The following is a 2599-nucleotide window of genomic DNA, read 5'->3' as shown; positions in this document are numbered from 1 at the left end:
CTGAAGTGGTCAACAAAAACTGGCCACCGCGTTAGAGTTTTTCCAGTATCGGTTTTCTGATTCGTTTGGCGGTAACCCACCATTATATTCGTGCGGTCTTAGTGCGCTGTAATATCCAACGATATAGTCCGTTATTGCGTGAGCTGCATCGCTGAAGCTTACATAGCCCGTCGCCGGCACCCATTCGTTCTTCGGACTCCTGAAGAAGCGCTCCATTGGGCTGTTATCCCAGCAGTTTCCACGCCGACTCATACTCTGCCTGATCCGGTATCGCCACAGTAACTGCCGGAACTGCCTGCTCGTATAATGGCTGCCTTGGACGCCCTTCTAAGAGTCAAGCTGTTATCGGGATACTGTTGATCCGCCTGTTTTGATTGCGCAGTAACGTGTAAACTTCGCGGGAGATATATCGCTTTAGACAGCGTATCGCTTCCATTTTTGTATGTCCTTCGGCTACACGCCTGGCGACATATTCCTTTGTTTTTGCGTCAGTTCGTAAGCGTCCGATGGCGATGATGTGAAGTGCACTATTTGCAGCACGATCTCCACCACGATTAAGTCGGTAACGGTTCGTTTTTCCAGAAGAAACGGGGACCGGGCTGACACCACACAGTGCCGCAAATCCTGATTCTGATCTTAACCGTTGAGGATTGTCTCCGGCAGTGATCAGCAACTGTGAAGCGCTTTCGTATCCGATAGCATTACGTTTAATCAGCTCAGGTGCCAACTCGTCGACAATTGCCGCAATCATGACATCCAGATCAGCGATTTCGTCATGTAACTCGAGATAGCGTCGGGCAAGGGACTTTAATGAAATGCGATAAACGTTGGTTACATTGCGGTATTCACTGGCATCAGGTCTCCAGGAACCCAGGGTCCTGATGAGCTGCATGCGCGTCATATTTCTGAGCTGTTCACGTAATTCATCCGGGGCAGAGATAATATTTGAATGGATAATCTGGAGAGCGACTCTGCGGGCTGATATTGCTGTTTTTCGGCAAGTTTTTAATACCCGCAGGGACTCAATCATGCCATCACGCGTTTTGGTAGTAACTGTCCTGATGCCTGAGAATGCTGCATGAGCGGCACATTCAGCATCAATTGTGTCACTTTTACCCCGTTTGCGTCGCTCCATCCGGTCTGGAGCAGTCACCTCAAGAACTTCTAACCCGGCGTTCTGAAAATAACGAAGCAAACCGGAACCATAGATACCTGTGCACTCAACACCAGTTCGCTTTAATGTCCCAAACGAGGTCATCCATGCCAGCATCTGCCGGTAACCTTGTCGTGTTGTGGAGAAATACTGAGTCCCAAGGACTTTATTGTTCTGATCTACGACAGCGGCAACGTGCAAATCTTTATGTGTATCCACGCCACCCACAACGGCAGCTTCGGTAACTTTATCAACCATGACAGAGCTCCTGTGAGGAAACAGAGTTGAATCTCCAGACAGATAACCCGGACAGGACAGTAACGAGACAAGCCGTCAGGCCCTTCTTGAGTCACGCGCATCGGTGAGGAGATGCCTCGCATGAAGGCGCTTCCGGCAACCGACGGGTCCAGGGCAGGACACAAAAGGTCGATCGCTGTGTGAGTCAGGATGCGGGAAGGTCTTCACTGCATCAGTAATCACACCAATCTGGTTAAACGGCAAACTAAGTGGTGGTAAAGACTGACATCGGCATTATTACTATCGCTGTGGAACATCACCCCGACGGGCTTACCACGGGTTTCCCATGCCATTTCCAGTGCTTTCATGGTGAGCCTGCTGTCCGGCGAGAACGACATGGCCCAGCCCACTGGTTTTCTTGCGAACAGGTCGAGAACAACGGCGAGGTACGCCCAGCGCTTACCCGTCCAGATATAGGTCACATCACCGCACCACACCTGATTTGGTTCCGTTACGGCGAACTGTCGCTCAAGATGATTCGGGATAGCAACGTGCTCATGACCGCCACGCTTATACCGGTGAGTCGGCTGCTGGCAACTGACCAGCCCCAGCTCTTTCATGAGTCTGCCAGCAAGCCAGCGCCCCATCTGGTAACCTCTCTGGGTTGCCATTGTGGCGATGCTTCTTGCTCCGGCAGAGCCGTGGCTGATGCCATGCAGTTCAAGTACCTGACTGCGTAATACAGCCCGTCTGCCGTCTGGCTTTTCAGGACGGTTTTTCCAGTATTTGTAGCTGCTGCGATGAACCCCGAACACATGGCAGAGAGTGGCCACAGGATAACGCGCCCTGAGTTTCCCGATTATCGAGAACTGTTCAGGGAGTCTGACATCAAGAGCGCGGTAGCCTTTTTTAATATTTCATTTTCCATTTCAATACGTTGTAGCTTTTTCCTGAGCTCACGGATTTCAATTTGTTCCGGGGTAATGGGGGAGGCTTTTGGTGTTTTGCCCTGCCGTTCATCACGTAATTGTTTCACCCATCGCGTCATTGTGGAAAGGCCGACATCCATAGCGCTGGCTGCATCTGCCACGGTGTAGTTCTGGTCAACGACCAGTTGAGCGGATTCGCGTTTAAACTCTGCGCTGAAATTTCTTTTTTTCATTATGACACCTGTGTTGTTCTGAGGTGAGCATATCACCTCTGTTCAGG

Annotated in this window: 1 protein-coding gene and 2 pseudogenes; all 3 read right to left on the bottom strand. The window is 50.8% G+C overall.

Going from position 1 to position 2599, the window contains the following annotated elements; all coding sequences use genetic code 11:
- Positions 1-9: 9 nt before the first annotated feature.
- Positions 10-318 (bottom strand): annotated as a pseudogene (locus K5R89_RS26855) (integrase core domain-containing protein); the annotation flags it as partial.
- A 16-nt stretch (positions 319-334) separates the two neighbouring features.
- Positions 335-1411: an IS110 family transposase gene (locus tag K5R89_RS26850; RefSeq protein ID WP_065813449.1), complete on the bottom strand. Its 1077-nt coding sequence runs from the start codon at positions 1409-1411 to the stop codon at positions 335-337.
- A gap of 281 nt (positions 1412-1692) precedes the next feature.
- Positions 1693-2552 (bottom strand): annotated as a pseudogene (locus K5R89_RS26845) (IS3-like element ISEc52 family transposase); the annotation flags it as partial.
- Positions 2553-2599 lie beyond the last annotated feature (47 nt).

This window comes from Klebsiella sp. TF21-TM, from assembly GCF_019753495.1.
Lineage (GTDB): Bacteria > Pseudomonadota > Gammaproteobacteria > Enterobacterales > Enterobacteriaceae > Klebsiella > Klebsiella quasipneumoniae.
The sequence above is the reverse complement of the archived record's forward strand: the minus strand, read 5'-3'. Positions and strand labels throughout refer to the sequence as shown.